At 74.9% G+C, this 23,370-nt stretch carries 21 protein-coding genes and 1 riboswitch; of the genes, 12 read left to right on the top strand and 9 right to left on the bottom strand.

Features of this window, described 5'->3' with window-relative positions:
- The first annotated feature begins 625 nt into the window (after positions 1-625).
- The gene (cobA, locus tag Pdca_RS21580) at positions 626-1,846 is read left to right on the top strand and encodes a uroporphyrinogen-III C-methyltransferase (RefSeq protein WP_085914677.1); all 1,221 of its coding nucleotides are present in this window, start codon (positions 626-628) and stop codon (positions 1,844-1,846) included.
- A gap of 288 nt (positions 1,847-2,134) precedes the next feature.
- Positions 2,135-2,302: riboswitch (cobalamin riboswitch) on the top strand.
- A 38-nt stretch (positions 2,303-2,340) separates the two neighbouring features.
- Positions 2,341-2,724, top strand: a complete 384-nt coding sequence (locus tag Pdca_RS35695; RefSeq protein WP_085914678.1) for a hypothetical protein — start codon at positions 2,341-2,343, stop codon at positions 2,722-2,724.
- A gap of 56 nt (positions 2,725-2,780) precedes the next feature.
- On the opposite strand, the gene Pdca_RS21570 is transcribed toward Pdca_RS35695, so the two are convergent.
- From Pdca_RS21570 to Pdca_RS21560, 3 genes are all read right to left on the bottom strand, one after another.
- Positions 2,781-4,274 carry a DNA polymerase IV gene (locus tag Pdca_RS21570; RefSeq protein WP_269462811.1) on the bottom strand — a complete coding sequence of 498 codons (1,494 nt, stop codon included), beginning with the start codon at positions 4,272-4,274 and terminating at the stop codon, positions 2,781-2,783.
- On the bottom strand, positions 4,271-4,978 hold the full coding sequence (locus tag Pdca_RS21565; RefSeq protein WP_232021104.1) for a 4'-phosphopantetheinyl transferase family protein: 708 nt from the start codon (positions 4,976-4,978) through the stop codon (positions 4,271-4,273). The genes Pdca_RS21570 and Pdca_RS21565 overlap by 4 nt, the downstream gene beginning before the upstream one ends.
- Positions 4,979-5,078: 100 nt before the next feature.
- Positions 5,079-5,279, bottom strand: a complete 201-nt coding sequence (locus tag Pdca_RS21560) for a hypothetical protein (protein WP_085916813.1) — start codon at positions 5,277-5,279, stop codon at positions 5,079-5,081.
- Between the two features lie 247 nt (positions 5,280-5,526).
- Here Pdca_RS21560 and Pdca_RS21555 point away from each other — a divergent pair, with 247 nt between their 5' ends.
- Together Pdca_RS21555 and Pdca_RS21550 are read left to right on the top strand one after the other, a co-directional pair.
- Complete coding sequence (locus Pdca_RS21555) at positions 5,527-6,663, top strand: NAD(P)/FAD-dependent oxidoreductase (protein ID WP_158092385.1); 1,137 nt, start codon at positions 5,527-5,529, stop codon at positions 6,661-6,663.
- Between the two features lie 40 nt (positions 6,664-6,703).
- Positions 6,704-7,915 (top strand): cytochrome P450 family protein, encoded by a 1,212-nt coding sequence (locus Pdca_RS21550; protein WP_085916811.1) that lies wholly within the window; start codon positions 6,704-6,706, stop codon positions 7,913-7,915.
- 42 nt (positions 7,916-7,957) lie between these two features.
- On the opposite strand, the gene Pdca_RS21545 is transcribed toward Pdca_RS21550, so the two are convergent.
- The 4 genes from Pdca_RS21545 to Pdca_RS21530 all read right to left on the bottom strand — a co-directional run bounded on the left by Pdca_RS21545 (position 7,958) and on the right by Pdca_RS21530 (position 11,062).
- A complete protein-coding gene (locus Pdca_RS21545) occupies positions 7,958-8,587 on the bottom strand; it encodes a 3-oxoacid CoA-transferase subunit B (RefSeq protein ID WP_085916810.1) in 630 nt (209 codons plus the stop codon).
- 2 nt (positions 8,588-8,589) lie between these two features.
- Positions 8,590-9,333, bottom strand: coding sequence for a CoA transferase subunit A (locus Pdca_RS21540; protein ID WP_085916809.1), 744 nt, complete (start codon positions 9,331-9,333; stop codon positions 8,590-8,592).
- Between the two features lie 136 nt (positions 9,334-9,469).
- Positions 9,470-10,369, bottom strand: a complete 900-nt coding sequence (locus tag Pdca_RS21535; RefSeq protein ID WP_085916808.1) for an MOSC domain-containing protein — start codon at positions 10,367-10,369, stop codon at positions 9,470-9,472.
- A 45-nt stretch (positions 10,370-10,414) separates the two neighbouring features.
- Positions 10,415-11,062 (bottom strand): HAD hydrolase-like protein, encoded by a 648-nt coding sequence (locus tag Pdca_RS21530; RefSeq protein WP_085916807.1) that lies wholly within the window; start codon positions 11,060-11,062, stop codon positions 10,415-10,417.
- Between the two features lie 40 nt (positions 11,063-11,102).
- Between Pdca_RS21530 and Pdca_RS21525 the strand changes: the two genes are divergently transcribed.
- The 7 genes from Pdca_RS21525 (at position 11,103) to Pdca_RS21495 (ending at position 18,984) form a co-directional block, all read left to right on the top strand.
- The gene (locus Pdca_RS21525; protein ID WP_085916806.1) at positions 11,103-12,254 is read left to right on the top strand and encodes a lyase family protein; all 1,152 of its coding nucleotides are present in this window, start codon (positions 11,103-11,105) and stop codon (positions 12,252-12,254) included.
- The gene (locus tag Pdca_RS21520) at positions 12,251-13,036 is read left to right on the top strand and encodes an IclR family transcriptional regulator domain-containing protein (protein ID WP_085916805.1); all 786 of its coding nucleotides are present in this window, start codon (positions 12,251-12,253) and stop codon (positions 13,034-13,036) included. Before Pdca_RS21525 ends, Pdca_RS21520 begins: the two co-directional genes overlap by 4 nt.
- Before the next feature lie 94 nt (positions 13,037-13,130).
- Positions 13,131-14,384, top strand: a complete 1,254-nt coding sequence (locus Pdca_RS21515; RefSeq protein ID WP_197719790.1) for an LLM class flavin-dependent oxidoreductase — start codon at positions 13,131-13,133, stop codon at positions 14,382-14,384.
- A 17-nt stretch (positions 14,385-14,401) separates the two neighbouring features.
- Positions 14,402-15,448, top strand: a complete 1,047-nt coding sequence (locus Pdca_RS21510; protein WP_085914943.1) for a winged helix DNA-binding domain-containing protein — start codon at positions 14,402-14,404, stop codon at positions 15,446-15,448.
- 79 nt (positions 15,449-15,527) lie between these two features.
- Positions 15,528-16,496, top strand: a complete 969-nt coding sequence (locus Pdca_RS21505) for a helix-turn-helix domain-containing protein (RefSeq protein ID WP_085915002.1) — start codon at positions 15,528-15,530, stop codon at positions 16,494-16,496.
- A gap of 57 nt (positions 16,497-16,553) precedes the next feature.
- Complete coding sequence (locus Pdca_RS21500; protein ID WP_085914944.1) at positions 16,554-17,537, top strand: PaaI family thioesterase; 984 nt, start codon at positions 16,554-16,556, stop codon at positions 17,535-17,537.
- A 58-nt stretch (positions 17,538-17,595) separates the two neighbouring features.
- A complete protein-coding gene (locus tag Pdca_RS21495; protein ID WP_085914945.1) occupies positions 17,596-18,984 on the top strand; it encodes an FAD-dependent oxidoreductase in 1,389 nt (462 codons plus the stop codon).
- A gap of 463 nt (positions 18,985-19,447) precedes the next feature.
- Here Pdca_RS21495 and Pdca_RS21490 read toward each other — a convergent pair whose 3' ends face one another.
- Together Pdca_RS21490 and Pdca_RS21485 are read right to left on the bottom strand one after the other, a co-directional pair.
- The gene (locus tag Pdca_RS21490) at positions 19,448-19,756 is read right to left on the bottom strand and encodes a hypothetical protein (RefSeq protein ID WP_085914946.1); all 309 of its coding nucleotides are present in this window, start codon (positions 19,754-19,756) and stop codon (positions 19,448-19,450) included.
- 347 nt (positions 19,757-20,103) lie between these two features.
- Entirely contained in the window at positions 20,104-20,382 is a 279-nt protein-coding gene (locus Pdca_RS21485) for an Lrp/AsnC family transcriptional regulator (protein WP_085914947.1), read from the bottom strand.
- A gap of 123 nt (positions 20,383-20,505) precedes the next feature.
- Here Pdca_RS21485 and Pdca_RS21480 point away from each other — a divergent pair, with 123 nt between their 5' ends.
- Entirely contained in the window at positions 20,506-23,325 is a 2,820-nt protein-coding gene (locus Pdca_RS21480; RefSeq protein WP_085914948.1) for an ATP-binding protein, read from the top strand.
- Positions 23,326-23,370 lie beyond the last annotated feature (45 nt).

Below are 23,370 nucleotides of genomic sequence, written 5' to 3'. Positions count from 1 at the left end.
GTCGGCTGCGTTTACGCAGGCCGGCTGCGTACGCGTGGGTTCGTCGCGGGCCGCGTGCGCACGGTTCGCCGCGTCCGCATGGGCTCGCTCCATCCGCACGGGTTCGTTGCGTTCGCACGGGGTCGGACTTCGTGCGGATGCAGCGAACCCGTGCGAACGATGCTCGGTCGCGTGGCCGGTCCCGTGGTGGGGCGCCTCCCCGTGTCGGGTGGCTGCCGGTGCAGCGTCGCAGCGTCCGCACCGGTCGACTGCGTCCGCACCGGTTGGCTGTGTTTGGGCAGGTCGACGGCGTCCGCACGGGTTCGCTGCGCTCGCACGAGATCCGACCCCGTGCGAGCGCAGCGAACCCGTGCGAACACTGCCCGTGCCCGTGCCCGTGCCCGTGCCCGTGCCCGTGCCCGTGCCCGCTGCTGGGGCGGGGCTGCGCGGAGCCGGCGCCCGAGGCTCGGCAGGGCACCCGCCGGTGTGGGTTTGGCCTCTGCGGCGACTCCCGGAGGCGTTCCGGTCGCTATCCTCGACCGCCGCCGTCGCACGGGAGCCGGGGGCTCGCCGGACCGGGCAGGCATCGCCCGGGAACGGTAGGCAGCGCCGGGGAGGGCACACCGCGGCCGGGAGAGGAACGTCGTTGAGCGCGCAGCACGAGCAGTACCTGGTCGGCCTGGACCTGTCCGGCCGTCGTGTCGTCGTGGTCGGTGGAGGACAGGTCGCCCAGCGGCGGGTCGCCCGGCTGATCGCGGTCGGGGCGCTGGTCGAGGTGGTGTCCCCCGAGGTCACCCCGGCCGTCGAGGGGATGGTCTCGGCCGGTGAGATCACCTGGACCGCCCGCCGCTACGCCGAGGGTGATCTCACCGGCGCCTGGTACGTGATCGCCGCGACCGACGACGCCGCGGTGAACGAGACGGTCACCGCCGATGCGGAGCGGGATCGGGTGTTCTGCGTCCGCGCCGACGACGGCTCGCGGGGCACCGCCGTCACTCCGGCGACCGGGGCGCACGACGGGCTGACCGTCGGCGTGCTGGCCCGCGGCGCGCACCGCCGCTCGTCCGCGGTCCGGACGGCGCTGGTCGAGGCGTTGCAGTCCGGCGTCGTCGACGAGAACGCCGAGCCGCCGCAGCCGGGCGTCGCGCTGGTCGGTGGTGGCCCGGGCGACCCGGAGCTGATCACCGTTCGCGGGCGTCGGCTGCTGTCGCGGGCCCAGGTCGTCGTCACCGACCGGCTCGGTCCCCGTGACCTGATGGACGAGCTCTCGCCCGATGTCGAGGTCATCGACGCCTCCAAGATCCCCTACGGCCGTGCCATGGCCCAGGAGAAGATCAACGAGCTGCTGGTGGAGCACGCCAGGGCCGGGAAGTTCGTGGTGCGCCTCAAGGGCGGCGACCCGTTCGTCTACGGGCGCGGGTTCGAGGAGGTCCAGGCCTGCGCCGCGGCGGGGGTGCCGGTCACCGTCGTCCCGGGCATCACCAGCGCGTTCGCCGCGCCCGCTGTCGCCGGTACTCCGGTGACCCACCGGGGGGTGGCGCACGAGATCGTCGTCGTGTCCGGGCACGTCGCCCCGGAGGATCCGCGCAGCCTCACCGACTGGGCCGCGCTCGGCCGGATGACCGGCACGATCGTGCTGATGATGGCGGTGGAGCGGCTCGCCCGGTTCGCCGAGGTCCTCGTCGAGCACGGCCGCGACCCGCAGACCCCGGTGCTGATCGTGCAGGACGGCACCACCCGGATCCAGCGCACGGTGCGCGCGACGCTGGAGACGGCCGGGCGGGTCGCCGCCGAGGAGGACGTCAACCCGCCCGCGATCGTGGTGATCGGCCCGGTCGCAGGTCTGGAGGCACCCGTCGGGTCGTGACGGCCCGCACCGGCACAGTGCGTTCGGTGCGCGCCCGGCACGGTGCGTTCGGTGCGTGCCCGGCACGGTGCGTTCGGCGTGTGCCCGGCACGGTGCGGTCGGCGCCGGGCCGGCAGGGTGTGATCGGCGCCTGACCGGTACAGCGTGATCTGTGCTGGACGGGCGCGGTGTGTTCGGTGCCGAACCGGCAGGGTGTGTTCGGCGTCTGACCGGCCCCGGCCGGGCGGGGCCCCACCCCTCGGGCAGGCGTCACCGTCACCCGTTGTTGACCCCCCGACCGGCACGTGATGGGCTGACCGGGACGACGGTGCAGGAAGCCGGTGCGAGTCCGGCGCGGTCCCGCCACTGTCATCGGGGAGCGCTCCCCACCCCGTAGCCACTGCCCGGCAAGGGCGGGAAGGCGGGGGAGCGCGACGATCCGGAAGCCAGGAGACTGGCCGTCGTCGCAGGAGTTTCCACTGTTGAGGGCGCGGACCCTCGAGGAGGACATAGCGATGAGCGTCGACCCGCGCCCCGCACTGGTCGTACTCGGCACCGAGCAGGGCGGGCCTGCGGTCGGCTCCGGGGGCGAGGATCTGCTCGCGGAGGCCGACACCGTCTTCGCCTTCCCGGGCGAGCCCGAGTCGGTGGCCCTGTTCTACGCCGAGGCGTGGCGGGTGGAGCGGATCTCCCCGCGTGACGGCGTCGCCCGGCTCACCGGATGGGCCGCGGGTGGGCCCGCCGCGAACGGGGTGCTGCTGGTGGCCGGGGACCCGACCGCGGACGTCGCACTGATCGCGGTGCTCGACGGCCTCGCCCGCACGGCCCCCGATCTCGACGTCCGGGTCGTCGCGGGCACCCGGGTCGCCCCGCCGCATCGCAGTCCGCTGATCGGCTGAGACCCGGCCCGGGCGGCTGAGACCCGACCCGGGCGGTCGGCCAGTCGGTCAGTCGGTCAGTCGGCCGGGCGCCAGCTCCGGAGCGGATCGGCACGGGTCAGCTGCGGATCGGTGGCATCCAGCGTGCGGGTACGACCGGGGCCGGTCAGCGCGGTCTCGAACCGGACGGTGACCCGGCCGTGTCCGGCGCCCTGTACCCAGCCGTGGCCGTGCTCGGGATGGGTGGCGTCGTCACCGGCCCGCCACGGCCGGTCGGCGTCGTCGGCCGGTGGGTCGGGGCGCTCCTCGGCCGTCGCCGGGGGGATCACGTGCTCCTCGACGGCCACCGGTGCGCCGGCATGCCCCCGCAGCTCGGCCCCCGGGTCTCCTGCTCCCGGGCTCACCGCCGCCGGGCTCCCGGTTCCCGGCACCCCGGCGACCGCCGGTTCGGCCGGGGCCGCCCGCCACCCCTGTGCCGAGGGCACCGCGTCGAACAGGGCCAGCGGCGGCTCGTCGCCGAATCCCGACACCGACACCCCGAGCAGCCGCACCCCTCCCTCACCCACCGCGGTGTCGGTGAGCCGGCGGGCCACCGCGACGAGCGTGGCGAGATCCCGGCTGGGGAACGGTGTCGTCTCCGACCGGGTGTGGGTCACGAAGTCCCCGGTGCGGGCCTTGACCGTCACCGTGCGCGCGGCGCGGCCGTCGGCGACCAGCCTGCGGTGCACGGCAACGCAGATCGACTCGACGGCCGTGTGCACCGCGGACATCGCGGTCAGGTCGGTGTCGAACGTGGTCTCGGCGCTGATCTGTTTCGCGGCGCCGCGCGGGGCGACCGGCCGGTCGTCGATCCCGCGGGCGAGGCGGTGCAGCTCGGTGCCCATCGCCGAGCCGAGCACCCCGGTGACCTCGCGGCCGTCCATCGCGGCGAGCTGGCCGACCGTCTCGATGCCGATCCGGCGCAGCGCCTCGCCGGACACCGGCCCGATGCCCCACAGCGAGCGCACCGGCAGCGGGCCCAGCACGTCGTCCTGATCGGCGTGCGCGACGACCCGCAATCCGTCCGGCTTCGCCAGCTCGGACGCGATCTTGGCGATCTGCTTGCCGGATCCGGCGCCGACCGACGCGGGCAGCCCGGTCCGCTCCCGGACCGCAGCACGCAGCCGGGTACCGAACTCGCGCACCGTCTCCGGGGAGGCGCCGGCCAGTACCGGGGGCTCGATGAAGGCCTCGTCCACCGAGACGGGTTCGAGCACCGGCGAGAACTCGGCGAGGACGCCCATCACCTCGTCGGAGATCGCCTTGTACAGCGGGAAGCGGGGCGGCAGCACGGTCGCGTGCGGGCAGCGCCGCCGCGCCTGCCCCATCGGCATCGCCGAGCGGGCCCCGAACACCCGCGCCTGGTAGCTGGCCCCCGCGACGACGCCGCGCGGCCCCGCCCCGCCTACCAGCACCGGCCGGTCGGCCAGGGTGGGCCGGGTCAGCTGCTCGACGGCGGCGAAGAACGCATCCATGTCGAGGTGCAGCACCCAGCGCGCTCCGGCCGCGCCCGGCCGGTCCGGCGAGCTCACCCGCCCATGGTGCCCCGGACCACCGACAGGACCGCATCGCCGTCCGCGACCGTGATCGGCGGCACGTCGGTGCCCGCCCCGGCGACGGCGCCGGGATGGTCCGGGTGCGGGGTGTCGACGTCGGCGAGCCACCACGATCCGGTGGCCTCCGGCCAGTGCAGCACCCGCGCCGGGGTGCCGGGGGAGGACAGCGTGATCGCGTCCATCGGAGCGGACAGTCCGTCACCGGTGGCCTTGAGCAGGGCCTCCTTGCGGGTCCAGGTGACCAGGAACCCGGCCGGGCCGGGCACTCCGAGCTCGCGTTCGGCGGGGGAGAGGGCGTGCCGGGCGAGCCCGTCCAGCCCGGACAGCTCGCGATGCTGCTCGACGTCGACGCCCACCGGGCCGGGGCCAAGCGCCACCCCGACCAGCGCGCCGGAGTGGGTCAGCGAGAAACCAGGGGCGTCCCCGTGCCCGGCGAGACGGGGCTTGCCGTGCGGCTTCCCGCAGCGGCAGGTGCGGTCCATGTCGATCGACGCCGGATCGGTGTCCAGGTGCGTCGCCAGCACGAGCCGGGCCAGCGCGTGCGCGGCCAGGTAGCGGGCCCGGTCCTCGGCACGGCGCAGCGCCGACATCCGTTCACGCTCGTGCGAGTCGAGCAGTGTCACGAGATCGGGCCGATCACCGGGATCGGTCGGGGCGGCCCACCAGACGGTCACGGTCACGGCGTCCACCCTCGCACGTGACGGGCGGCCACGGTTCGCCGAACCCGGAGGATCACGCTGTGCGTGTGTCCGGTCCGGCGAACCGTGGCCACGGTCGGGCTCAGCCGGTGCGGCGGGCGGCGAAGTCCGTGCGGACGTGCACGGGCTTCACGTGCGGCGCCGGGCCGGAGCTGCGCGGTGCGGCCGCACCGGTGGCGGTGCCATCGGTGGGCCGGCCGCGGCGCGCGGCGCGGCGCTCGGCCCGGTTGGCCGGCTGCGGTGCCTGGTCGGTGGTGGACGGTCGGGGCGGGGTGGTGCGCACAAGGGCCTCCTGCGGGATCGGTGTCGGCACGGGTCGGAACGGACCGAGGGGCCGGTGACGGTCGGAGCAGGCATGCCGGTGCGACGCGCAGCATCGGTTCCGGGCCTGCGTGCACGAGAGGTCACGGGCCGGCGGGGGCGCGGACGGTCGTCCGCGGGCCGCTCAGAGGAACCGGATCAGCATGACGACGACGGTAGACAGCGGCCGCCCGGGGCGCCACCGGTTTTTCGCGGCTACCGTCGCGCCGGTGGAATCGCATGACACGGACCTGGTGGTGATCGGCGGCGGGATCGCCGGTGTCTCGGTGGCCTACGAGCTGGCCGCGCACGACCGCGTCCTGTTGCTGGAGGCGGAGGTGGACATGCCGGTGCACTCCACCGCACGGTCCGCGGCGACCTACATCCCCGGCCACGGGTCCGGCCCGTTCCGCGCGCTGATCGACGCCTCCGGCCCGCGGTTCGCCGCGCTGCAGACCGAGCTGGACACCCCACCGCTGCTGTCCGCGCGCCCGGTGCTGCACCTCGGGGACGACGACGAGGGTGCCGCCGGGATCGTCGCGATGCTGGCGGAGCAGCGCGGTGAGCCGAACGCGCCGGTCGCACTGGACCCGGTGCAGGCGTGCCGGTACGCACCCGTGCTGCGCCGCCCGCCCCGGGCCGCCGCCTGGACCTCCGGCTCGGCCGACATCGACGCGATCGCCCTGCACGACGGCTACCGGCGCGGCCTGCGCGCCCGCAGCGGCACCGTGCTGCGCGGCGCCAGGGTGTCCGCGATCTCCCGGGACGGCAGCGGCTGGCTGGTGCGCACGGCGGCCGGGCACCGGGTGCGCGCCGCGGCCGTCGTCGACGCGGCCGGGTCCTGGGCCGACGAGGTCGCCGCACTCGCCGGGGTGCCCCGGGCCGGGCTCACCCCGCTGCGCCGGACGATCGCGGCCTGCCCGGTGCCGGACCCGTCCGTACTGCGGGTGGACGGCAGCCCGCTCCCGCTGATCGCGGACGCCGCCGAACGCTGGTACCTCAAGCCGGAGGCCGACACGGTCCTGGTCTCGCCGGCCGACCGGACCCCGCAGGCACCCGGCGACGCCCGGCCCGACGAGCTGGACGTCGCGCTCGGGCTGGACCGGATCGGCGAGGTGACGACGCTGGGGCTGCGCTCGGTGCGGACCGCATGGGCCGGGCTGCGGACGTTCGCCCCGGACCGGGCCCCGGTGCTGGGGGAGTGGCCCGATCATCCCGGGTTCCACTTCGTCGCCGGCCAGGGTGGATCCGGTATCGAGTCGGCTCCGGCGCTGGCCGCGCTGGCAGCGTCGATGATCGTCGGGCGGCCGGCGCCCGCCGATGTCGCGCTCGATCCCGCTGTGTGCTCGGTCACTCGTCTCCGGTGACGTAAGCGCGCGCTTACGTCGCGCTGGCACGATGGGGCCCATGGCGCTGACCACCACCGGCACCGAGCAGCACGACCTGTTCTCGGGCACCTTCTGGCAGAACCCGCATCCCGCCTACGCGGCACTCCGTGCCGAGGATCCGGTACGCAAGCTCGCGCTGCCGGACGGGCCGGTCTGGCTGCTCACCCGCTACGCCGACGTGCGCGAGGCGTTCGTCGATCCGCGCCTGTCGAAGGACTGGCGCCACACGCTGCCCGAGGACCAGCGGGCGGACATGCCGGCCACGCCGACGCCGATGATGATCCTGATGGATCCGCCGGATCACACCCGGCTGCGCAAGCTGGTCGGCAGGTCGTTCACCGTCCGCCGGATGAACGAGCTGGAGCCGCGGATCACCGAGATCGCCGACGGCCTGCTCGCCGGCCTGCCCACCGACGGCCCGGTCGACCTGATGCGCGAGTACGCGTTCCAGATCCCGGTACAGGTGATCTGCGAGCTGCTCGGGGTGCCCGCCGAGGACCGCGACGACTTCTCCGCGTGGTCGTCGGTGCTGGTCGACGACTCGCCGGCCGACGACAAGAACGCGGCCATGGGCAAGCTGCACGGCTACCTGTCCGACCTGCTGGAGCGCAAGCGCACCGAGCCCGACGACGCGCTGTTGTCGTCGCTGCTGGCGGTGTCCGACGAGGACGGCGACCGGCTCTCCCAGGAGGAGCTCGTCGCGATGGCGATGCTGCTGCTGATCGCCGGGCACGAGACGACGGTCAACCTGATCGGCAACGGCGTCCTCGCCCTGCTCACGCACCCCGACCAGCGGAAGCTGCTGGCCGAGGACCCGTCGCTGATCAGCTCGGCGGTCGAGGAGTTCCTGCGGTTCGACTCTCCCGTCTCGCAGGCCCCGATCCGGTTCACCGCGGAGGACGTCACCTACTCCGGCGTGACCATCCCGGCCGGCGAGATGGTCATGCTCGGGCTGGCCGCCGCCAACCGGGACGCCGACTGGATGCCCGAGCCGGACCGGCTCGACATCACCCGGGACGCCTCCGGCGGGGTGTTCTTCGGGCACGGCATCCACTTCTGCCTCGGTGCCCAGCTGGCCCGGCTGGAGGGCCGGGTCGCGATCGGACGGCTGTTCGCCGATCGCCCGGAGCTGGCGCTCGCGGTCGGCCTCGACGAGCTGGTCTACCGGGAGTCGACGCTGGTCCGGGGGCTGTCGAGGATGCCGGTGACGATGGGGCCGCGCAGCGCCTGATCCCGTTCGCGGACGGGCCGGGCGGCCCGTCCGCGAGTACGGTCAGCCGCTCAGTGGTGCCCCGGTCTTCTCCCGCACCTCGTCGGCGGTGACGCCGGGAGCGGTCTCGACCAGCGCGAGGCCGCCCGGGGTGACGTCGATGACGGCGAGATCGGTGACGATCCGGGTGACGCAGCCCAGCCCGGTGATGGGCAGGCTGCACGACTCGACGATCTTGGGCGTGCCGTCGCGGGACACGTGGTCCATCATCACGATGACGGTGCGGGCGCCGTGCACGAGGTCCATCGCGCCGCCCATCCCCTTGATCATCTTCCCGGGCACGGCCCAGTTGGCGAGATCGCCGTTGGCGGCGACCTGCATGCCGCCGAGCACGGCGACGTCGAGCTTCCCGGCGCGGATCTGGGCGAAGCTGTCCGAGGAGCCGAAGTAGGCGGCGCCGTCGTTGACGGTGACGGTCTCCTTGCCCGCGTTGATCAGGTCGGGATCGACCTCGTCGTCGGCCGGGTAGGGGCCGACGCCGAGGATCCCGTTCTCCGAGTGCAGGATCACCGTGCGGTCGGCCGGGATGTGCCCCGGGACCAGGGTGGGCATGCCGATGCCGAGATTGACGTACGAGCCGTCGGGCAGCTCGTCGGCGACCCGGGCGGCCATCTCGTCGCGTGTCAAGGCCATGACTACCTCACCGTCCGGAACTCGACCGGCTTCTCGACGCCGGGTACGTGGAGCACCCGCTGGACGTGGATGCCGGGGGTGTGCACGTGATCGGGATCGAGCTCGCCCGGCTCCACCAGGTGCTCGACCTGGGCGATCGTGACCCGCCCGGCCGCGGCGGCGTCCGGGTTGAAGTTCCGCGCGGAACGCCGGTAGACCAGGTTGCCGTGCCGGTCGCCCTTCCAGGCGTGCACCAGGCCGAAGTCCGGGGTCAGCGCGCGCTCGAGGACGTAGGAGACGCCGTCGAACTCGCGGACCTCCTTGGCCGGTGACATCACCGCGACCGACCCGTCGGATGCGTAGCGCCACGGCAGCCCGCCGTCGGCGACCAGGGTGCCGACCCCGGCAGGGGTGAAGAACGCCGGGATCCCGGCCCCGCCGGCACGCAGCCGTTCGGCCAGGGTGCCCTGCGGGGTGAGTTCGAGTTCCAGTTCGCCGCCCAGGTACTGGCGGGCGAACTCCTTGTTGTTGCCGACGTAGGAGCCGATCGTGCGCCGGATCCGGCCGGCCGCGAGCAGGGTGCCCAGGCCGAACCCGTCGACGCCGAGATTGTTCGAGATCGTCTCCAGGTCGGTCGCGCCCTGCTCCAGCAGCGCTGCGATCAGCACCGTCGGAACCCCGGACATGCCGAACCCGCCGACCGCCAGCGACGCGCCGTCGCCGATGTCGGCGACCGCCTCCGCAGCGGATGTCACCACCTTGTCCATCACGCACCTCCGTCGAGAGCCACGCTACCGCTACGTTCGTCTTACGTACAAATGTTCGTTCTGCGAACACAGCTCGGCATGCGAGCGGACCCCTCGCGGGCCGACACCGGCGAGAGGTCCGTTCGTGCGGGTGGGATCAGCCGGCGACCGGATCGGAGTGCTCGTCGCCGACCGTGATCTCTCCGTCGGTCACGACGTCGGCGTACACCCCCGCACACGCCCACACCCCGCCGATCTGCGGGATCTCGATCCGGTTGTGCTTCGCGATCGTGCGCAGAGTGTCGGCGTCCCGCTCGAGGTCGCCCTGGGCGAGCGTGGTCATCACGCACCGCATGGTGGCGAACGAGTACCGCACCCGGACCCCGCCGATCAGCGACTCCCGGCCCGGCCAGTCGTTCTCGACGAACCCGGTGTCGGCCCCGCGCAGCACGACGTTCGGCCGGTACCTGCGCGCGTCGAAGCCGGCGTCCGGGGCGAGCTCGCGCAGCCGGTCCAGGGTGGACTCGGTGAGCACGTGCAGCGTCGAGAGGTCGAAGAAGGTGCCGGGCGCACCGAACATCGAGACGTCGAACCGGCTCACCCGCTCGCCGGTCGCCTCGTGCCGGGCGGTGGTGCCCTCGATCAGCTGCTCGGGTGCCAGCTGGTCGATGGGCAGGCCCTCGATCTCCGGCCACACCTCCTCGAACTGGCTGCCCTCGGGCGGCTCGGCGATCAGCCGCACCTCCCGGCCGAGCGCGCTGGAGAGCGCGGTGTCGATCCCGGCGTCGTCGGAACGCAGCATCGACCCGTCCGGGAACCGGATCTCGACCTCGGGCAGCGGCCGTCCCGGTTCCGGATCGGCGGCGAACCGGGCGGAGAAGTCCAGCAGCCCGGCCCACAGTCGCGGGACCTTGGCGCTGGCGACGGTGCCGGACTCGACGTCGTACACGGCCAGCGCGCGGTCCCCGAGCAGGCCGCGCGCGGTCACGGCGGCCCGGTCGAGGCTCTCGCCGAGCATGGATTTCACGGGGTACCGGTGCAGGGAGACGACGCTCATGGCGGTGTGTCTACCGGTCACGAACCGGGCCCGACCAGGAGTTCCTCAGCCGAGGAGAGCAGTGCGCAGTTCGTCCGCGGATGCGTACACCGTGGTGGCTCCCGCGGCCTCCAGTTCGCCCGGCTCGGCGTAGCCCCAGCCCGCGCCGACGCAGCGCAGGCCGTGCTCGGCCGCGCCCTCGACGTCGTGCAGCCGGTCGCCGACCATCAACGGCTCGTCGGCACCGGTCGGCCCGCCGAGCCGGCGCAGCGCCTCGGCGACGACCGCGCCCTTGGTCGGACGGTCCGCGGTGCGGGTGTCGCCGACGATCTCGGCGAACAGGTCGGTCCAGCCGTGGTGGGCCAGGATCTTGCGCGCCGAGGGCTCGGCCTTGCTGGTCGCGAGCGCCATCGTCACGCCGGCCCCGGACAGCGCGCGCAGCAGCTCCTCGATGCCGGGGTAGGGCGTGGAGTCCAGGCAACCGCCCTCGTCGCCGTAGATCCGCCGGTAGAGAGGCAGCACGCGGGCGGTGCCCTCGTCGCCCAGGATCGGCGGCAGCGAGCGGTAGAGCGGCGGGCCCAGCAGGTGGGTGCCCAGTGCGGATTCGGGTACCTCCAGGCCCGCCTCGTCGATGGCGCGGCGCATCGAGCCGAGGATGCCGGGGGCGGAGTCGACGAGGGTGCCGTCGAGATCGAGCAGGATGTGGGTCAGCACGCCCCCATTGTCCCTGTGCGGAGTCCGTACACTCGTCCGCATGTCGAACAGTCTCTTCGGGCCGCTGTCCGGCACCGCGCGCGTCGACACCCTGCTCGACGACGCGGCCTGGATCGCGGCGCTGCTGGAGGTCGAGCTGGCGCTCTCGGCCGTCGCGGCCGAGCAGGGAGCCGTCGACCCGGACGACGCCGACGGCGTCGAGCGGGCCGTCGCCGCCGTCGCCGGGGTCGATCCGGCCGCGCTGGCGGCCGAGTCGGTCGAGGGAGGCAACCCGGTGATCCCGCTGGTCAAGCGCCTGAAGGCGGCCGCGGCGCGGATCCAGCCGGGCGCCGAGCGCGCGGTGCACCCCGGCGCGACCAGCCAGGACGTGCTGGACACCGCGCTGATGCTGCTCACCCGCCGTGCCGGGCACCGGATCGCCGAGGACCTCGCCGCCTGCGCCGACGCCGCCGCCGCGCTCGCCGCCGCGCACCGGGACACCCCGTGTGCGGCCCGCACGCTCGGCCAGCAGGCGTTGCCGAGCACCTTCGGCCTGGTCGCCGCCAACTGGTGCGCCGGGCTGGACCGGGCCGGTGGCCGGCTGTCGATGCTGCTCGCCGAGCTGCCCGTGCAGTTCGGCGGTGCCGCCGGCACCCTCGCCGCCTCGCACCCGCACGGCCCGGCCGTCGCCGACGCGCTGGCGACCCGGCTCGGGCTCGCCGGGCAGGGCGTTCCGTGGCACACCGAACGGACCCGGATCGGCGAGCTCGCCGGGGCGCTGGGCGTCGCCGCCGGGGCCTGCGGCAAGCCGGCGACCGACGTCGTGGCGCTGTCCGGGACCGAGCTCGGGGAGGTGTCCGAGGCCGCACCGGGCGACTCGTCGTCGATGCCGCACAAGCGCAACCCGGCCGCCGCGGTGACCGCGCGCGGCGCGGCCCGGCGGGCACCGGGCCTGGTCGCGACGCTGCTGGCGAACGCCGATCACGAGTTCCAGCGGGCCGCCGGTGCCTGGCACGCCGAGTGGGGGACGCTCACCGAGCTGCTGCGGGTGACCGCCGGTGCCGCCGCCCGGCTGCGGGTCTGCCTGAGCGGGTTGCAGGTGCATCCCGAGGCGATGGCCCGCAATCTCGCGCTGGCCGCCGGCACCCAGGGCACCGGCAGCGGGCACGCCGCCGAGCTGGTGGACCGGGTGCTCGCCGGGCGGGCCGGGTGAGCGAGGAGCGCCGCGAGCAGGTCCGCTCGCTGGCCCGCGGGCTCGCCGTCATCCGGTCCTTCGACGCCGAACGGCCACAGCAGACACTCTCCGACGTCGCGCGGTCCACCGGTCTGACCCGCGCCGCCGCCCGCCGGTTCCTGCTCACCCTGGTCGAGGAGGGCTACGTCCGCACCGACGGCAGGCTCTTCGCACTGACCCCGCGGGTGCTGGAGCTGGGCTGGTCCTACCTGTCCGCGATGGGACTGCCCGAGGTCGCGGCGCCGCACCTGGAACGCCTGGTCGCGACCGTCCGGGACTCGGCATCGGTGTCGGTGCTCGACGGCGACCCGGCATCGGGCTACGACGTCGTCTACGTCGCGCGGGTGCCCACCTCCCGGATCATGACGGTGACGATCACCATCGGCACCCGGTTCCCGGCGTACGCGACGTCGATGGGCCGGGTGCTGCTCGCGGCGCTCCCGCAACCCACCCTGGACAGCTACCTCGACGGGCTGCGGCCGGAGACGCTGACCGAGCACACGGTGGCCGGCGCCGATCCGCTGCGTGCCGAGCTGGACCGGGTGCGCGGCGACGGGCACTGCGTCGTCGACCAGGAGCTGGAGGCCGGGCTGCGGTCGATCGCGGTGCCGGTGCACGACCGTTCCGGACGGGTGACGGCGGCGGCGAACGTCTCCACCCACGCCTCCCGCCGGGACGCCGCCGCGCTGCGCTCCGAGGTCCTCCCGGAGCTGCGGGCCTGCGCGGCCGCGATCGAGCTGGACCTGCGCGCATCGGGCTGAGGCGCGGCGGCCGGGGGAACATCGGGGCGGCGACGCCGGTTGGCCACGACGAGATGGTCACGTGGCACGAGCGCACGAGCATTGCGGAGGCATGGTGAGCGGACGTCTGCACCTGGCGGTCGAACTCGGCGCTGCGGGCCGGCACCCCGGCGGGTGGCGGCTCGGGACCGACGCGGAGCGGCGCATCGGCACCGACGCGGAGCGGCGCATCGGCACCGACGCGGAGCGGCGCATCGGCACCGACGCGGAGCGGCGCATCGGCACCGACGCGGAGCGGCGCATCGGCACCGACCCGGAACGTCTCTTCGGCGCCGAGCACCACGTCGAGCTGGTGCGCACCGCGGCCCGCGGCGGACTGGACCTGGTCGCGCTGCCGGACTCGCTGCTCCCACCGTCGGACGACCCGGCGTCGCTGCCCGGGACGCTCGACGCCGTCGGCATCGCCGCCCGGGTCGCGCCGGTCGTGCCGGGGATCGGGATCGTGCCGACCGTGACGGTCACCCACACCGAGCCGTTCCACCTGTCGAAGGCGATCGCCACACTCGACTTCGTCGCGACCGGACGGGCCGGCTGGCAGCCCGAGGTGTCCAGGACCCTGGCCGAGGCCGAGCTGTTCGGCCGCACCTCCGACCCACGCGAGCCCGGCTCGTTGTGGCGGGAGGCGGGCGAGGTCGCCGAGGTGGTCGCCCGGCTCTGGGACTCGTGGGAGGACGACGCCGAGATCCGGGACGCCGCGACCGGCCGGTTCGCCGACCGGGAGAAGCTGCACCACATCGACTTCACCGGCGAGTTCTTCTCGGTGACCGGGCCGTCGATCACGCCGCGGCCGCCGCAGGGCCACCCGCTGACGGTGCTGCGCGGCGACGAGCCGGCGGCGCTGGCGGTGGCCGGCCGGTACGCCGACGTCGTCCGGGTCCGCGCCGACGGCATCGCCGCCGCCGCCGAGGCCCGGGACCGGGTGCGCACCGCCGTCGCCGACGCGGGCCGCGATCCCGAGCAGGTGGCGGTGCTGCTCGACGTCGAGACACTGCTCGGGCCCGGCGCCGCGGACCGGCTGGCCGAGCTGGATCGGCTCGCCCCCGCCGGGGCGGACATCTCGGCGTCGACGCTGCGGCACGTCGGCGACCCGGCGGAGCTGGCCGGGCTGCTGCGCGACGCCGCCGAGGAGCGCGCCGCCGACGGGTTCGTGCTGGTCCCGCTGGCGCTGCCGACCGGCGTCGGCGAGATCGTGGACGGCCTGCTGCCCGCGCTCGGCGACGCCTGGGCCCCCGCGCCCTACGACGGCACCCTGCGCGACCGGTTCGGCCTGGGCCGACCGGCGAACCGGTACACCTCCCCGGTGGCCTGACCGGCAGACTCCGCGGGGTGCGAGTGCTCACCGCGGATGACAGCCTGCGTGCCCTGCTGGCCCGCCAGCTCCTGCTCGAACGGGCCGAGCTCCCGGTGCCGCGCGCCCTGGAGCGGCTGTGCGGGCTGCAGACCCAGCACGCGCCGTCGGGTTATCTCGGTCTGCACGCCCGGCTGACCGGGTTCGACCGCGCCGAGCTCACGGCGATGCTGCACGACGGCCGGGTCGTGCAGGCGTGGGCGATGCGCTCGACGATCCACATGCTCGCCCGGCGCGACCACCCGGCGTTCACCGCGGCGGTCCGTGCCGAGCAGCGGGCGGACTGGCTGCGGCTGCGCCGCGAGCTCACCGCGGACGACATGGCGGCGGCCGCCACCGCCGTCGCGGAGCTGCTCGCCGACGGTCCGCTGCGGCAGGCGGAGATCACCGCCGGGCTCACCGCCCGGGCGCTGCCCGCGGGCGCCTTCCCGGGCGTGCAGCACTGGATCGACCTGGTCCGGGTCCCACCGGCCGGCACGTGGGACTCGCCACGGGCGCACGTCTACGGCCTCGCCCCGGCCGGGCGCACCCTGGCGGAACCCGATCCCGCCGCGGCCCGCGCCGAGCTGGCGGGTCGCTATCTGCGGGCGTTCGGCCCGGCCTCGGCCCCGGACGTCGCCCGGTTCGCCGGCTGGCCGGTCGGGGTCGCCAGGGCCGCGCTGGCCGGGTCGGCACCGCGCCGGTTCACCGGCGAGGACGGCGCCGAGCTGTTCGACGTCGCCCGGGCGCCGCTGCCCGATCGGGGCACCCCGCTGCCGGTGCGCTTCCTCGGCCCGTTCGACGCGGTGCTGCTGCTGGGGCACGCCGCCCGCGCCCGGATCCTGCCGCGCGAGCACCGCCACCACGTCTTCGCCACCACCCGGCCGCGGTCGGCGCCGACCTTCCTGCTCGACGGGCGGGTCGCCGGCACCTGGACCCATCGGGACGGGCGGATCGAGACGGTCCCGTTCGCGGAGCTGCGTGCCGCCGACGCGCGCGCGGTGGCCGAGGAGGCCGAGCGGCTGGCTGCCTGGCACGCCTCCTGAGGGGCGGACCGGCCGGATCCCGACGGTCGACGGCAGGATCTCGCTGGACCGGGCGTTCCTGCCGTCCTACCGTCGGTTCATGCTGCGCAGCGTCTCGGTGCTCGTGCTCGACGAGCTCGCCGTCTTCGAGTTCGGGGTGCTCTGCGAGGTCTTCGGGCTGGACCGCTCGGACGACGGCCTGCCGGTCCTGGACTGGGCGGTCTGCGGGATGGCGGCCGGTCGGCCGGTCACCACCGGAAACGGTTTCACGATCACCCCGGAGCACGGTCTCGACGCGCTGCCCGGTGCCGACCTGGTCTGCGTCGCCGCGACCGCGCTGCGCGAGTTCCCGCCCGCCGCGCTGGACGCGTTGCGCGAGGCCCGCGCCCGCGGCGCGACGATCATGTCGGTCTGCTCGGGGGTGTTCGTGCTCGGCGCCGCCGGGCTGCTCGCCGGCCGGCGCTGCACGGTGCACTGGAAGCACGCCGCCGAGCTGCGCGTCGCCCATCCCGAGGCGCTGGTCGAGGACGACGCGCTCTACGTCGACGACGGCGACCTGGTTACCGGTGCCGGCACCGCAGCGGGGATCGACGCCTGCCTGCACCTGGTCCGCCGCGAGCTCGGCGGCGCCGTCGCCAACGGCATCGCCCGCCGGATGGTCGTCCCGCCGCAGCGCGAGGGCGGGCAGCGCCAGTTCGTCGAGCTGCCGGTGCCCGAGTGCACCGCGGACTCGCTCGCCCCGGTGCTCGCCTGGCTGCTGGAGCACCTCGACGCCGAACACAGCGTGGCCGCGCTCGCCCGGCGGGCGGCGATGTCCGAGCGGACCTTCGCCCGCCGCTTCGTCGAGGAGACCGGCACCACCCCGCACCGGTGGATCTCCGCGCAGCGGGTGCTGCACGCACGCACCCTGCTGGAGGAGACGGAGCTGGGGATGGACGCCGTCGCCGCCCGCACCGGGTTCGGCACCGCGGCCCTGTTGCGGCACCATTTCCGGCGTGCGCTGGGGGTCTCGCCCGCGGACTACCGGAGCACCTTCCGGTGCAACCGCGACGAGCAGCAGCCCGCGTGACCGACCGCACAGCCGTGCGCGGTCCTGCGAAACGTGTCCGTATCGCACGATGACGGGATGACCGGACCGGCTTCGACGTCCACCACCACCCGGGAGCGGATGCGCCGCGCCCCGGTCGAGACCGGACTGGGCATGGCGCCCGATCCGGCGTCCACCCGCGAGGACATCCGGCTGCGGCTGCCGCTGCACGACGGTGTCCGCGACGCGGGCGGGCGGGTGCTGCCGCTGCTGCCGGCGCTGCTCGCCGACTCCGGCATCGGCTACCTGGTGTTCTCGACCGGGAAGCTGACCGCCGGCGCGCCCACGGTGGAACTGCGCCTCGATCTCGCCGCGACGCCCGCGCCGCACGCCGCCTGGCTCACCGCCGGGCTGACCCTGCTGCACCTCGACGACGAGATCGGTGTCGGCCGGGCCGAGATCCGCGACGACACCGGTGTCCTGGTCGCCCACGCCGTCGTCAGCATGGCGGTCACCGGTGTCCCGGACCGGCCGGGCGGGCTCGCCCGGGCCGGCGGGCCGATCGATCCGAGCGCCGGCGGTTCCCGGGACGGCGCCGCCGGCACCGGCCTCGGTACAAGCAACGGCCTCGGTGCAGCCACAGCCACAGCCACAGCCACAGCCACCGACACAGCCACAGCCACAGCCACCGACACAGACACAGACACAGACACCGATTTCCGCTCGGCGCTCCCGCCGTTCGACCCGCAGCGGCTGCGGCCCGATCGCCTGGAGTTCGATGGCGCCGACGCGGTGTTCACCCCCGGGCCGTCCACGGTGAACCTCAACGGCACCACCCACGGGGCGGTGCTGAGCGGGTTCGCGGCCGCCGCGCAGGCCGCGCACCTGGGGGAGCCGGCGGCTCGGCCGTTGTCGCTGACCGTCGAGTTCCTGCGCCCGGTGCACGTCGACGTCGCGCTGCGGGCGCGCACCACGACCGTCCGCGACGGCAGACGGTTCTGGGCGATGCGCACCGAGCTGCTGCTGCCCGACGGGCGCGCCGCGGTCCGCGCGACAGGATCGGGACTGCGGCCCGGTTCGTGATCGCCCGGACGGCGGACGGCTGTTAGCGTCGTCACCACCCGTTCACGGAGGTGCGATCGTGACGTCCGCGCAGGTGCCCACCCCCCGCCCGTACCGGGTGGCGGTGATCGGCTCCGGCCCGTCCGGGCTGTACACGGCGGAGGCCCTGCTGGAGGGGGATCCGGGCATCCACGTCGACATCATCGACCGGTTGCCCGCCCCGTACGGCCTCGTCCGTTACGGCGTCGCCCCGGACCATCTGAAGATGAAGTCGGTGATCCGGGCGCTGGTCACCACGTTCGACGACGCCGACCGGGTCCGCTTCCTCGGCAACGTGCACGTGGGGGAGGGCGGCATCCCGGGGGAGGCGCTGCGCGAGCACTACCACGCCGTCGTGCACGCGACCGGCAGCGCGGTGGATCGCGATCTCGGTGTGCCGGGGGAGGAGCTGACCGGCTCGGTCGGGTCCGGTGCGTTCGTGTCCTGGTACTGCGGGCATCCGGACGCGAGCGGCCCCGGCCCGGCGCTGGACCGGCCCGGGGTGGTGGTGGTCGGCGCCGGGAACGTCGCGATCGACGTCGCCCGGGTGCTCGCCCGCCCGGCCGAGGACCTGGCCGCCACCGACACCCACGACGCGGTGCTCGACGAGCTGCGCGGCAGCGCCGTCACCGATGTGCACGTGCTCGTGCGCCGCGGCCCGCAGCACGTCAAGTTCACCCCGGCCGAGCTGCGCGCACTCGCCAAGCTCGACGACGTCGAGATCCGGGTGCACGACGACGGCCTGCTCGCCGCGGGCGTCCCGGAGCCCGAGGAACGGCGGATGCGGCAGGTCGTGGAGACCCTCACCGAGTGGGCCGGCACCCCGCCGGGGGCGGGCGGCCGTCGCCGGCTGCACCTGCGCTTCCTGCGCTCCCCGGTCCGGCTGCTCGGCGCCGACGGTCGGATCACCGGCGTCGAGGTCGAGCGCAACGAGATCACCGCCGACGACCGGATCCGCGGTACCGGTGAGACCGAGGTGCTCGACGCCGGCCTGGTCGTACGGGCGATCGGCTACCGCGGCGAACCGATCGGCGGCCTGCCGTTCGACGCGGCGACCGGCACCGTGCCGCACGCGGCCGGCCGGGTCGTGCTCGGCGGCGAACCGCTGCGCGGCAGCTACGTGGCGGGCTGGATCAAGCGCGGTCCGACCGGCGTGATCGGCACGAACAAGGGCGACGGCGCGGAGACCGCGGGGTCGGTGCTGGCGGACCTGCCCGATCTCGGGACACCGCCCCGCCCGGGCGGTGACGCGGTGCCGGACCGGTTGCGCGAGTACGGGATCGAGCCGGTGCTGTGGGAGGACTGGCTCCGCCTCGACGCCGCCGAGATCGGGCTGGGCGCGCGCCGCGGGGGTACCGACCGGGTGAAGATCGCCGACCGGGCGCTGATGCTCGACGCCGCCCGCGGGACGGGTGCCCGCTCCTCCTGATCCCGCTCACCCCGGCGGGGCGCCCCCGGCGGGCGGCAGCAGCGGCTGCAGCCGCAGGCGGAGCGACCGTTGCAGCAGTACGGGCCAGGCGTGCACGGTCAGGCCGCCGAGCAGGACCCACAGCACGCCCCATCCGTACCCGGCCGTCGCGGCCGTGACGGTGAGTCCGACGTGGACCGCGAATCCCGCGGTGTGCGCGACGAGGCTCCCGGACCGCCCGGTCGAGCGCCGGGAGGGCGGCGCGTGTCCCGTCGCAGCCAGGCCTCGGGTGTGCGCCGGGTGAGCGGCTCACCCAGCACGGCGCCGAGCGGGAGCGTCCAGGTGGTGGCGACCGGGGCGAACAGCGGATGATCCGGCCCGATCACGACCCAGAACACGGCCGGCACCGCCGCCACCACGACGGATCCGGCGACGGCCAGGAGGTCCCTGGTGGTCGGGGAGGGGACCTCCGGCGGAGCGGCGCTCAGTACGGGTCGACAGCGAGGACGCCGGGGAGTGCGAGCATCCGGCTCTCGAACTCGTCGGCCTCGGCCGGCGTCATCGACATGGTGCAGGTGACCGAGCTGTACGCGACGCCCTCGCGGACGTCGACGGAGAACTCCCGCAGCGTGCGGCCACAGGTCTGCAGTGCCGTCGCGAGCTGCATGACGCCGTCGATCCCGTCGCCGGTGACGACGGTGTGCCGGCGCGGCATCCGGGCGGCGATGTCCGCGGGGCCACCGGAGGTGGTGGGGAAGCTGAAGGTGGTGGGGCGATCGGCGGTGATGCTCATGATGGAAGGGCTCCGTGCGTTGCGCGAGTGATGATGCTCAGAACGCGAGCCAGGTCTCGACCGTCGTGACAGTGGACGGGAGGGGGTGCGCCTGGATGGGGCGCGGCGCGTCGGCGGCCTGGATCAGCCGACGCGCAGTGCTACTACCGCGGTAATTCGTGCTGCGGGCAGCGCTGCGGCCGGAGCAAGGATGTGCTCGACGGGGCGCATGACGATCACAGTAGCAAGCGGGTGCGGTATGCGCCACACGGGCGCTGCCTCACGGGAGTTCCGATGCGACCCGCCGTACCGCCACTCGCGTGCGGTGTCACCGGACGGGCCGCCTGCCCGGTGCCGCGGTCGGTCGGTCAGTCCAGTCCGATGGCGAAGGCGGCTTCGGTGTCCGCCTTGGAGTACGACCGGAATGCGATGTGCGTGTCCGTGCCGATCACCCCGTCGACCCGGCTGAGCTGGCCGGCGATGATCTCGGCGAGCTGCTCGTGCTCGCGGACCTTCACGATCGCGATGAGATCGACATCGCCGGCGCAGGAGTACACCTCCGCGACCCCGTCGAGATCCGCGATCGCCTGCGCGGTCTCGGGGATCCGGTCGGCAGCGGTGTGCACCAGGACGATCGCGGTGATCACGGCGGGGCTCCCCCTCGGGTCGGGACCGGTGGTCGCGTTCAGGCTAGACGGTGCGGTGACCCGCGCCGAGGCGGCGGCCGCCGGGCCTGGTGCGCCGCTGGTGGCGCACCTCATACTGCTCCGGTGCAGTGGCCGGGAGGCACCGCGTCGTTCATCGGCCGGGAGGCCGAGATGGCGGCCCTCACCCGGCACGCCATGGCCGGTGACGGTGGGCTGACGTTGCTGACGGGGGAGGCCGGATCGGGGAAGTCCCGCCTGCTGGCTGAGCTCGGAGACCGTGCCGAGGCGGCCGGTCTGCGTGTCCTCCGCGGCCGGGCGGTCCCCGGCAGCGGCGCCTTTCGGCCGCTGGCCGAGGCGTTGGTGCGCGCCGCGCCGCCGGCACTCGCGAGGGACGAACGCCTGGCGCCGTTCCGGTCCGTGCTCGCCTGGATGCTCCCGGCGTGGCCGGCCGGGGCGGCGCCGTCGGCTCATCTCGTCGACCCGGCCCTCGTGCTGGGCGAGGCGATCCTCGAGCTGCTCGAGGTCGTCCGGAGTGGCAGTCGGTGCCTGGTCCTCCTCGACGATCTGCACTGGGCGGACGAGGACACGCTGGCGGCACTGCAGTACATCGCGCCGGCGCTGGGCGATGTCCCGGTGCGCATCATCGGTGCCGCCCGCAGTGACGAGCGGCGGCCGGACGGACTCGCCCATCTCCTGACCCGCCGGGAGGCCTCCCACATCGCCGTCCCCCGCATGGAGCGCACCGAACTGGCCGTGCTGGCACGAGTGTGCGCGGGCGACGTGCTCTCCCCGGACCTCGAGTCCTACCTCGTGGATGCGGCCGGCGGGCTGCCGCTGCTCCTCGAGGAGCTGATCGCGCACCTGCTCGGCACCGGAGCGCTGGCCGGCGGACCCGGCGGATGGCGTGCCGTGCGGGACCTCGCCGGCACGGTCCCTCCCGGGTTCGCGGAGATCGTGCACCACAAGGCCGCCCTGCTGGCCCGCGAGCACCGGGAGGTGATCGTCGTCGCGGCGTTGCTCGGGCAGGACATCCGCTGGGAGCTCCTGCCCGCGGCGACCGCGACCGGTCGTGCCCTCGTCGCCGCCTCGATCCGGGCCGGTGCCGAGAGCGGGCTGCTGACCGTCGACGCGGCCGGAACACCACGGTGGAGGCACGCGCTGACCCGGGAGGCCGTGCTCACCCGGCTGTCCGCGCCGGAGCGGGCCGATCTCGCTGCGACGGTCGTCGACCGGCTCGACGGCGCCGGCGCCGTCGAGCGGGAACCTGCTCTGCTCGCCGATCTGCACGCCCGCGCGGGGCGTCCGCACCGCGCCGCCGAGCTGCTCCGTCGGCAGGCCGCGGACCATGTCCGTGCCGGTGCCCTCGCGGCAGCAGCCGACATCCTCGAACGCGCGGTCGTGCTGGCCGCCGGGGACACCGGGCTGGCGGTCGCGGTCCGGGTCGATCACGTCCGGGCCCTCACGTTGACCGCCCGCATCGACGACGCGGTGGCCGGCGGCGATCAGGAGCTGCGCCGGGCCCCCGAGCCCGGCCGGTCGGATCTCGCGGCAGCGCTCGCCGACGCCTGCCTCGCCGCGGAACGGTTCGACGATGCGCAGCGCTACCTGCGCGAGATCGCCGACCCGGCCGGACCCCGCGCCCTGTGCCTGGCGGCGCAGCTCACCCTGGGCCGCGGAGATCCCCGCACGGCGGCCGAGCTGGCCGACCGCGCGGCCGCGGCGGCGGAGCGGACCGATCAGCCGGACCTGCTCTGTGCGTCGCTCGAGGTCGTGGGACGTGCCCGGCGCCGCTCCGACCCGCGCCGCGCGGGGGAGGCGCTGCGTAGCGCACTCCGGACCGCGGAGGAGCACGGGCTCGCCCCGCGCCGGATCCGCGCGCTCTCCGAGCTCGGCGTCGAGGACCTGTTCGAAGCCGGCGACGGGGCAGCGCTGCGGCAGGCCGAGGCACTCGCCGTCGAGGCGGGGATGCTCGGCACCGCGCTGGGACTCGCCCTGCAGCAGACAGCCCTGGCCGCGAGCACCGAGGGCATCGTCGATGCGGCGGCGCGGGCGCAGCGGTGTGCCGACCGGGCGACCCGGCTGCGGCTCGACGGGATGCGTGGGCACGCGTTGATGTGGGTGGCACGAGGTCGCGTCTTCGCGGACCGCCGGGACGAGGCCGGCGCGATCCTGGACGACGCCCTCCGCCTCTCGGTCAGCCCCGTGCACATCCACGCCGCGCGCCACCAGCTGGCAGGTCTGGACGCCTGGCTCGACGACGACACCGATGGCGCGGTCGCCGGGCTGGGGCGCGCCGTCGGCACCCTCCGCGGGGCGCCCGGGGCCAACGCCACCCCGATCTGGGGCGAGTGGGCCCTGCTCGCGACGATCGCGGACCCCGCCGACGGACGGGCGCGCGAGGAGCTCCGGTCGTCGGACGTCGGTGTGCAGGTGATCAACCGGGCGGCCCAGCAGCTGGCCGACGCGGTCGCCGCCCATCACGCGGGAGACGCCGATCTCGCCGCCCGGTTCCTGGCCGACGGCCGCGCTCTCCTGGTCCGAACCCCCTTCCACCGGGCCCTGTTCGAGTCCTTCCTCACCACGGCGGACGGTCTGGTCGACCCGATCGCGACCCTGAACTCCGCGCTCGCCTGGCTGGCCACCACCGATGAGGTCCGTATGGTCCGCCGGTGTCGGGTCCTGCTGCGTCGCGCCGGGGGTGCCGTCCCCCGCCCCGCCCGCGACCGCGGACCGGTCCCCGTGCACCTGCGCGCACGCGGGGTGACCGGCCGTGAGTTCGAGGTGCTCGGTCTCGTCGCCGAGGGCTTGGACAACCCCGGGATCGCGCAGCGCCTGCACCTGTCCCGGCGCACCGTCGAAACCCACGTCGGCAGGCTTCTCGCCAAGACCGGCGAACGGAGCCGGGGGACCCTCTCGCACTGGCTCGCGCCGCGACCCGACTAGATCCGTGAGCCATACGGATTCGCGCGGCCGCGACGCCCGCGATCG

It is taken from the genome of Pseudonocardia autotrophica, from assembly GCF_003945385.1.
Lineage (GTDB): Bacteria > Actinomycetota > Actinomycetes > Mycobacteriales > Pseudonocardiaceae > Pseudonocardia > Pseudonocardia autotrophica.
The sequence above is the reverse complement of the archived record's forward strand: the minus strand, read 5'-3'. Positions and strand labels throughout refer to the sequence as shown.

Excerpts from the sequence above, each read along its gene's own strand:
- Pdca_RS21540 (WP_085916809.1), bottom strand. The coding sequence starts at position 9,333 with ATGGACAAGGTGGTGACATCCGCTGCGGAGGCGGTCGCCGACATCGGC.
- Pdca_RS21500 (WP_085914944.1), top strand. The coding sequence starts at position 16,554 with ATGACCGGACCGGCTTCGACGTCCACCACCACCCGGGAGCGGATGCGC.
- Pdca_RS35695 (WP_085914678.1), top strand. The coding sequence starts at position 2,341 with ATGAGCGTCGACCCGCGCCCCGCACTGGTCGTACTCGGCACCGAGCAG.
- Pdca_RS21545 (WP_085916810.1), bottom strand. The coding sequence starts at position 8,587 with ATGGCCTTGACACGCGACGAGATGGCCGCCCGGGTCGCCGACGAGCTG.
- Pdca_RS21535 (WP_085916808.1), bottom strand. The coding sequence starts at position 10,369 with ATGAGCGTCGTCTCCCTGCACCGGTACCCCGTGAAATCCATGCTCGGC.
- Pdca_RS21525 (WP_085916806.1), top strand. The coding sequence starts at position 11,103 with ATGTCGAACAGTCTCTTCGGGCCGCTGTCCGGCACCGCGCGCGTCGAC.
- Pdca_RS21550 (WP_085916811.1), top strand. The coding sequence starts at position 6,704 with ATGGCGCTGACCACCACCGGCACCGAGCAGCACGACCTGTTCTCGGGC.
- Pdca_RS21505 (WP_085915002.1), top strand. The coding sequence starts at position 15,528 with ATGCTGCGCAGCGTCTCGGTGCTCGTGCTCGACGAGCTCGCCGTCTTC.
- Pdca_RS21490 (WP_085914946.1), bottom strand. The coding sequence starts at position 19,756 with ATGAGCATCACCGCCGATCGCCCCACCACCTTCAGCTTCCCCACCACC.